The 7,608-nt window shown below is 63.2% G+C and carries 7 protein-coding genes; 6 read left to right on the forward strand and 1 reads right to left on the reverse strand.

Annotated elements, in window-relative coordinates:
- A partial coding sequence (locus AC1DT2_RS12075) for an amidase family protein (protein ID WP_477296449.1) occupies nt 1-470 on the reverse strand: 470 nt, incomplete at its 3' end.
- A 151-nt stretch (nt 471-621) separates the two neighbouring features.
- Here AC1DT2_RS12075 and AC1DT2_RS12080 point away from each other — a divergent pair.
- The 6 genes from AC1DT2_RS12080 to AC1DT2_RS12105 all read left to right on the forward strand — a co-directional run.
- Entirely contained in the window at nt 622-2,229 is a 1,608-nt protein-coding gene (locus AC1DT2_RS12080; protein WP_477296451.1) for an electron transfer flavoprotein-ubiquinone oxidoreductase, read from the forward strand.
- A 4-nt stretch (nt 2,230-2,233) separates the two neighbouring features.
- A complete protein-coding gene (locus AC1DT2_RS12085; RefSeq protein WP_477296453.1) occupies nt 2,234-4,315 on the forward strand; it encodes a glycosyltransferase in 2,082 nt (693 codons plus the stop codon).
- Nucleotides 4,316-4,483: 168 nt separating this feature from the next.
- Nucleotides 4,484-5,230 (forward strand): electron transfer flavoprotein subunit beta/FixA family protein, encoded by a 747-nt coding sequence (locus tag AC1DT2_RS12090; protein WP_477296455.1) that lies wholly within the window; start codon nt 4,484-4,486, stop codon nt 5,228-5,230.
- A 22-nt stretch (nt 5,231-5,252) separates the two neighbouring features.
- The gene (locus tag AC1DT2_RS12095) at nt 5,253-6,194 is read left to right on the forward strand and encodes an electron transfer flavoprotein subunit alpha/FixB family protein (protein ID WP_477296457.1); all 942 of its coding nucleotides are present in this window, start codon (nt 5,253-5,255) and stop codon (nt 6,192-6,194) included.
- Between the two features lie 62 nt (nt 6,195-6,256).
- On the forward strand, nt 6,257-7,036 hold the full coding sequence (locus tag AC1DT2_RS12100; RefSeq protein WP_477296459.1) for a GNAT family N-acetyltransferase: 780 nt from the start codon (nt 6,257-6,259) through the stop codon (nt 7,034-7,036).
- Between the two features lie 30 nt (nt 7,037-7,066).
- A partial coding sequence (locus tag AC1DT2_RS12105) for a glycosyltransferase family 2 protein (protein WP_477296461.1) occupies nt 7,067-7,608 on the forward strand: 542 nt, incomplete at its 3' end.

Below are 7,608 nucleotides of genomic sequence, written 5' to 3' on the forward strand. Positions count from 1 at the left end.
GTGTAACCGAGACGATGCGGATTGTGCGTCGCGCCATGAAACGGATTGTTGGTGGTGACCCCGAGCGCGCCTTCGTCCATGTTGGTCTTACCCAACAACACCGCGCCCGAGGCACGTAAGCGCGCGACGATGTGCGCGTCCTGATCCGGGATCGCGCTGCGCCGCCGCATGCCGACCCGCGTGGGCACGCCGGCGACATCGAAGTTGTCCTTGATCGCGATGGGGATACCGTCGAGGCGACCGATGACGCCGTCACGACGACGGCGGTCGGCGGCGAGGGCCTGCTCCTGGATAAGGGGTGCACTGAAGTCGACGAAGGCATTCAGTCGCGGATTCAGCCGCTCAATGGCGTTCTGGTAAGCATCCGAAAGGGCCTGGGGCTGGACCCTTCCAATCGCCAGCCAGTGCAGGATCTGCAGTAGCGTGGCGCGGCGCATGTCGGTGTCAGCCACCGGCGGCATCGTATTCATGAACTCTCCTTGCGCATGGTCCCGATTATGAACGCGCAATGTGAACATCATGCAAGTCAGACTGTTTGAAACGGCGATTTGCCCGCGCGCGGGGGAAGCCGGACAATGACGGGTTGATCCCTGAAGCCAGCCAAGATTGAGTGAGCCAGCCATGAGCGAACGCGAAACCATGGAATACGACCTCGTCGTCGTCGGAGCCGGCCCTGCCGGCCTGGCGTTCGCGATGCGTACGAAACAGCTCAATCCGGAGATCACGGTCTGCGTGATCGAGAAGGCCTCGACGATCGGTGCACAGATCCTGTCCGGCGCCGTGATCGAGACCGCGCCGCTGGATCGCCTGCTGCCCGAATGGCGCAGCAACCCGCCGCCGGTATGCGTACCGGTGACGAAGGACGAATTCTGGCTGCTGCGCGATCACGCGTCGGGCACCAAGGCGCCCGTGACGCCGCCGCAGATGAACAACCACGGCAACGTGATCGTCAGCCTCGGCGCGCTGTGCGCGTGGCTCGCACCGCAGGCCGAAGCCCTGGGTGTCGACGTGTTCCCGGGTTACGCCGCATCGGAGGCTTTGTTCGACGAAGCGGGCGCCGTGAACGGCGTGCGGATCGGCGACATGGGCGTGGCGCGTGACGGCACGCACAAGCCCGGCTTCACCGAAGGCATCGACATCCGCGCGAAGGTCACCGTGCTTGCCGAGGGTTGCCGCGGTCACATCAGCAAGTCGCTGATCAAGCATTTCGACCTGGACAAGGACAGCGATCCGCAGACTTACGGTATCGGCATCAAGGAACTCTGGCAGCTTCCGCCAGGTCGCGGCGAAGCGGGCAAGGTGGTGCACACGGCCGGCTGGCCGCTGGCCAACGACACCTATGGCGGCAGCTTCCTCTATCACCTGGACAAGGATCGCGTGGCGGTCGGCTTCGTCGTCGGCCTCGACTATCCGGATCCGAACTTCTCGCCCTTCGAGGCGTTCCAGCAGTTCAAGCACCATGCGAACGTTAAGGGCTTGCTCGAGGGCGGCACCATCGTTTCGGCCGGCGCCCGCGCCATCATCGAAGGCGGCTTTCAGTCGTTGCCGAAGGTGGAGATGCCCGGTGCCATCCTGATCGGCGATTCCGCCGGCCTCGTCAACGTGCCGAAGATCAAGGGCACCCACCAGGCCATCGCCTCAGGCATGCTCGCCGCCGAACACCTGGTCGCCAACACGCTGAATCCCGCCGGCTGGGACGCGAAACTGCGTGCCTCGGCCATCGCGAGCGAGCTGAAGAAGGTGCGCAACATCCGTCCCGGCTTCAACAAGGGCCTGTGGTTCGGCCTGATCAATGCGGCGTGGGAAACCGTCACCGGGGGCCGTTCGCCGTGGACGATGAAGAATCACGCCGACTGGTCATCGCTGGACAAGCTGGGCCAGCACGAAGCGTCCAATAAAGATTACGTGGACCGGACGCTCGCGCCGCGCGATCGCCTGGCCAGCGTGTACTTCGCCGCCACCGAGCATGACGAGGACCAGCCGGTGCACCTGAAGGTGGCCGATACGTCCATCTGCATCGATCGCTGCACCACCGAATACGGCAATCCCTGCGAAAAGTTCTGCCCCGCGGGTGTCTACGAAATCGTCCAGGACGAGGCCGGCAAGCGCCTGCAGATCAACTCGGCGAACTGCGTGCATTGCAAGACGTGTGACATCAAGGATCCGTACCAGATCATCACCTGGGTGACGCCGGAAGGCGGTTCGGGTCCGAACTACCAGAACCTCTGACGACGTGTCCGGCAAGATCACCTGGCGTTACCGCCGAGCCGTTTCCATCGCGCAGCGCCTTCGCTCAAGCGTTGCCCTGCGCGGATGGCGTGGGACGATCTCACGCATCTCGCAGGAGTTCGCCACGCGACCGGAAGTAGACGATTCGCTCAGTCTGCTTCCGCTGGAGGTGACCTTCGAGCCGTTCGATGTCCCATCGAGCGAATCACCCCGGCTATCGATCGTCATTCCGGTCTACGGCAAGCTCGAATACACGCTGGCCTGCCTGCGTTCGATCGTTGCGAATCCGCCCACGGATGCCTTTGAAGTCATCGTGGTGGACGATGCATCGCCGGACGATAGCGCAGGGACGTTGGCGAAGGTGTCGGGTATTCGTCTTCTGCGCAACGCGACGAACCTCGGCTTTGTCGGCAGCTGCAATGCTGGCGCCGCGGCCGCCACCGGCGAATTCCTGATCTTCCTCAACAACGATACCCAGGTGATGCCCGGCTGGAGCGAGGAGCTGCTTCGCTGCTTCGCGTTGCGTGCCGATTGCGGCATAGCCGGGAGCCAGCTGGTTTATCCGGACGGTCGTCTGCAGGAGGCCGGAGCCTGGGTGTTCGCCGATGCCTCGGCGTGGAACATCGGGCGCTTCGATTCACGCAGTGATCCCGCCGTGCGCTACGCGCGCAAGGTGGATTACGTGTCGGGGGCGTCGCTCGCGATTCGCCGGCACGTCTTCGCTGAGCTCGGTGGCTTCGACCTGCGCTTCGCGCCCGGTTACTACGAAGATACCGACCTCGCCTTTGCCGCGCGCGCGGCGGGCTATTCGGTCTGGTACGTACCGACCAGCGTCGTGGTGCACGCCGAAGGCATCAGCTCCGCAGGCAACATGGAAACCGGCATGAAGCGGTTCCAGGCGATCAACCAGGTGAAGTTCGCCGACAAGTGGCGCACGGCCCTGGCCGCCCAGCCGGCGATGGGCACCGCGCTCGCCCTGGTGGCGAAAGCGAAGCGACGCGGCACCATCCTTGTCGTGGATGTGGCTACGCCGGATGCATCGCGCGATGCGGGTTCGATGCGACTGATATCGATGATGCGAATTCTCGTCGAGGACGGCTGGCACGTCGTCTTCGCACCGGACGATGGCCGCGCTGACGATGAGGCGATCCGCGAACTGGGCCGCCTCGGCGTCGAGGTGATCGCCCGTCCCTGGGTGGACGGCGTTCCGTCGTGGCTGACACGTTTTGCCGACGACCTGCATGCGGCCATCCTCAGCCGGCACATGGTCGCCGCGCAGTACGCGAGCTTCGTTCGCCGGCATGCGCCACAGGCGAAGGTGATCTTCGATACGGTGGATCTGCATTTTCTGCGCGAAGAACGTGGCGCAGAGCGCGCCGGCAATGCATCGTTGGCACGCCAGGCGGCGACGACGCGGGAGCAGGAGCTGAAGTTGATCGCGGAGGCGAATATCACGTTCGTCGTGAGCGACTACGAACGCGATTTGCTGAGCCGACTGATGCCGAGCGCGAATGTCGACCTGCTTTCGACGATCCAGGAGGTCCATGGGCGGACCGGGGGCCACGCCGGGCGCCGTGATCTCCTGTTCATTGGCGGGTTCGGCCATCCGCCGAATGCGGATGCGATCAACTGGATGGCGTCGGAGATTCTGCCCGTGCTTCGGCGTGCGGTACCCGGTGCAAATATCCTGGTTGCTGGCGATGTGCCAGAGGGTAACCGCCGCCTATTATCAGAGGCGGGRCTGCAAATGCTGGGTCGCGTGCCCAATCTGGAGCCACTGATGTCTTCGTCCCTTGCGTCGATCGCGCCACTTAGATTCGGAGCCGGGGTCAAGGGCAAGATCAACATGGCGATGAGTCATGGCCTGCCGGTCATCGGGACCACGGTGGCCGTCGAAGGCATGCGGCTGGAAGACGGTACGGACGTTCTTGTCGCGGACACGGCCGACGCCATTGCGGCTGCCTACCTGCGGCTTTCCGAATCTGAAGCGCTCTGGGCCTCCCTTTCCGACCATGCGATCGAAAATGTGCGGGCGCATTTCTCCGCCGATGCGGCGCGCGGAGCGCTTCGCCGTGCGCTGGACTGAGACGCGCCTGAGGCGGGGCTTGCGGCCCAACGGCCCCTTGTCGTTTAGGTGTGAAGAGATTCGATCCCGCGCCGCGTCAAACGCAGGTACGAAGATTCGTTAGAATATGCGGTCAATTCCAGAGCTCCCCGGCGACCGGCCGGGGGCCCACTCGAACAGGAACCGCGAATGAAGATTCTGGTCGGCTACAAGCGCGTCGTGGACTACAACGTCCGCATCCAGGTGAAGCCTGACGGCACCGGCGTGGTCACGGACGGCGTCAAGCTCTCCGCCAACCCGTTCGACGATATCGCCCTCGAAGAGGCCTTGCGCCTGCGCGAGAAAGGGGTGGCCGAGGAAGTCATCGTGGTCGRCATCGGCCCGGCCGACCTCACAGCCCACCTGCGCAACGGCCTGGCCATGGGTGCCAATCGCGCCATCCACGTGCAGACCGCCGATGCCGTCTCGCCACTGACCGCCGCCCGCACCTTTCTCAAGCTCATTGAGAAAGAGCAGCCCGGCCTGGTGATCCTGGGCAARCAGGCKATCGAYGACGATKCSAACCAGACCGGCCAGATGCTGGCGGCCCTGTGGGACCGCCCCCAGGCCACGTTCGCCGGCAAGGTGGAGATCGCCGACGGCAAAGCCACGGTAACCCGTGAAGTGGACGCCGGCCTCGAGACCATCGAAGCCGACCTGCCCGCCGTGATCACCACGGATCTGCGCCTGAACGAGCCGCGCTTCATCAAGCTGCCGGACATCATGAAGGCCAAGGCCAAGCCGATCGACGTGATCGAGCTGGGTTCACTGGGCATCGATGCCGCCGACCACATCAAGACCACCCACTACGCCGCCCCGGCCAAGCGCAGCAAGGGTGTCATGGTGAAGGACGCCGCCGAGCTCGTCGCGGCCCTCAAGCAGAAGGGCCTGCTGTAAAGCAGCCGACCGGAGAATTCACATGTCCAAGATCCTCGTCATCGCCGAACACCTCGACGGCAAGCTCAATGGCGCCACGGCTCGCGCCGTCAGCGCCGCGGTTGCCGTCAAGCCGGAATCCATCGACGTCATCGTCCTGTCCGACGCACCCGACGCGGTCGCCGCCGAAGCCGCGAAGATCGATGGCGTCAGCAAGGTGCTGACCGTGGCCCGCGCCGAGAATGCCCATGCCCTGGCCGCCATCCTCGCACCGCAGATCGCCAAGGCGGCCGCCGGCTACTCCCACGTATTCGCTCCCTCGACCACCTTCGGCAAGGACCTCGCCCCGCGCGTGGCCGCCCTGCTCGGCGTGTCGCAGGTGAGTGACGTGATGAGCGTGGAAGGTGCGCACAGCTTCAAGCGCCCGATCTACGCCGGCAACGCCATCATTACCGTGGAAGTGGATGCCGCCTCGACCGTCGTCGCCACCATCCGCACGGCTTCCTGGCCTGCAGCGGCCTCGAACGGCTCCGCCCCCGTGGAAGCCCTGACCGTCGATGTCGCCCTGCCCTCGCACACGCGCTTCGTGAACCTGCAGCAGGGCAAGAGTGACCGCCCGGATCTTCAGGGCGCTGCCAAGGTGGTCAGCGGTGGTCGTGGCGTGGGCTCGAAGGAGAACTTCGACATCATCTACAAGTTCGCCGACAAGATCGGTGCAGGCGTCGGCGCGTCGCGTGCCGCCGTCGATGCCGGGTATTGCCCGAACGAGATGCAGGTCGGCCAGACCGGCAAGATCATCGCGCCGGAGCTCTACATGGCTATCGGTATCTCGGGAGCGATCCAGCATCTCACGGGCATCAAGGATGCCGGCACGATCGTCGCTATCAACAAGGACGGCGAGGCACCGATCTTCGAGATTGCGGACATCGGTCTGGTGGGGGATCTGTTCAAGATCCTTCCGGAGCTGGAAGCCGCGCTGGGGTAACGAGACGGGCCGGCCCTCGCGCCGGCCCGTACTCCAGGGAACAAGGATATGAAGGAGGCGCAATGGCCATTTCACAGGCGCTGAGCACACTCGTACGCTCGCCGCTCGACAGCGCGCGTTTCGGTCTTGAGGTTTACCGAGGCCACATTCCAGCAGACCGGGTGAGCGGCCTGTGGGAAGAGATCGTTTCCGTCGCGGCGGACATTGCGATCTTCCGCGTGCCAGCTCATGACATTTCGGCGATGCGCCACTACACCGGCCCTCGTAATTCGCTTATTCACGCCGACACGCTTGTCTATTATGACTGCCCACTCGATGCATCAGCGCTCACCCCACTGGGACGGGAGATTCACCAATATCGTGTAGCGACGGCTTCGGATGAAGCGGAACTTCGTGCTGTGACGGAGCAAGTGTTCGAACACTATCAAAATCACTACCACGCAAACCCGAACTTCGACGCCTCGGACATCCTGAGTGGTTATGCGGAATGGGCAGCCGGCCATTTGCAGCCCCATCGGCAGGTACGTACGTGGGTCGCAACCGAGAATGATCGCATCGTCGGGTTCATTTGTTGCACATTCGATGAGCGCCAGAAAACAGCCGAGATCGTACTCAACGGCGTACTGCGCGCGCACGGTGGTAAAGGTGTCTATGCCGACCTCGTTCGACTGGCCAAGCAACACTTCGCAGAGATGGGGTTGGCTTCGATTCGCGTATCGACCCAAGTGGGTAATTACGCTGTCCAACGGGTGTGGAACCGCGAAGCCTTTCGCCTTGTCGAGGCCTACGACACCTGGCACGCCAACGCGTTCCTCACCAGCGATGCAAGAAAGTCCAAATAGCTGGCGCGAAAGCGCAGCAAGGAAAGAAACATGGGTCCAAACCTAAAGATCTCAGTCGTCTCACCGGTGTATTGTTGCGCCACATGCTTGGCGGACTTGCATGCCCGCGTAGCAGCCACAGTGGAAAAAATCACCAGCGACTACGAAGTTATCTTGGTCTGCGACGCCAGCCCTGACGACTCGTGGCCCGTCATCGAAGCCTTGGCAAAAAAGGACCCGCGTGTGCGCGGCGTCTTGCTGTCGCGAAACTTCGGACAACACTACGCCATCACCGCGGGCCTTGACCAAGCACGTGGTGAGTGGATCGTCGTCATGGACTGCGACCTTCAGGATCGGCCCGAAGAAATTACCCGCCTTTACGACGCAGCCCAGCAGGGGTTTGATGTCGTGTTCGGTGCGCGGGTGGAGCGCAAAGACAGCTTTCTGAAGCGACTGGGATCCAAAGCTTTCTACGGCTTACTGAATTACCTGAGCGACGCCAACCACGATGCACGTACCGCTAACTTCGGAATTTTCCATCGCCGCGTGATCGACGTTCTGCGCTCGATGCCCGAGCCAAATCGAGCCTTCCC

The organism is Luteibacter sp. P4_E6 (assembly GCF_056401535.1).

What these genes read in the sequence shown, in the direction of transcription:
- AC1DT2_RS12095 (WP_477296457.1), top strand. Translation starts at nt 5,253, where the DNA reads ATGTCCAAGATCCTCGTCATCGCCGAACACCTCGACGGCAAGCTCAAT.
- AC1DT2_RS12080 (WP_477296451.1), top strand. Translation starts at nt 622, where the DNA reads ATGAGCGAACGCGAAACCATGGAATACGACCTCGTCGTCGTCGGAGCC.
- AC1DT2_RS12100 (WP_477296459.1), top strand. Translation starts at nt 6,257, where the DNA reads ATGGCCATTTCACAGGCGCTGAGCACACTCGTACGCTCGCCGCTCGAC.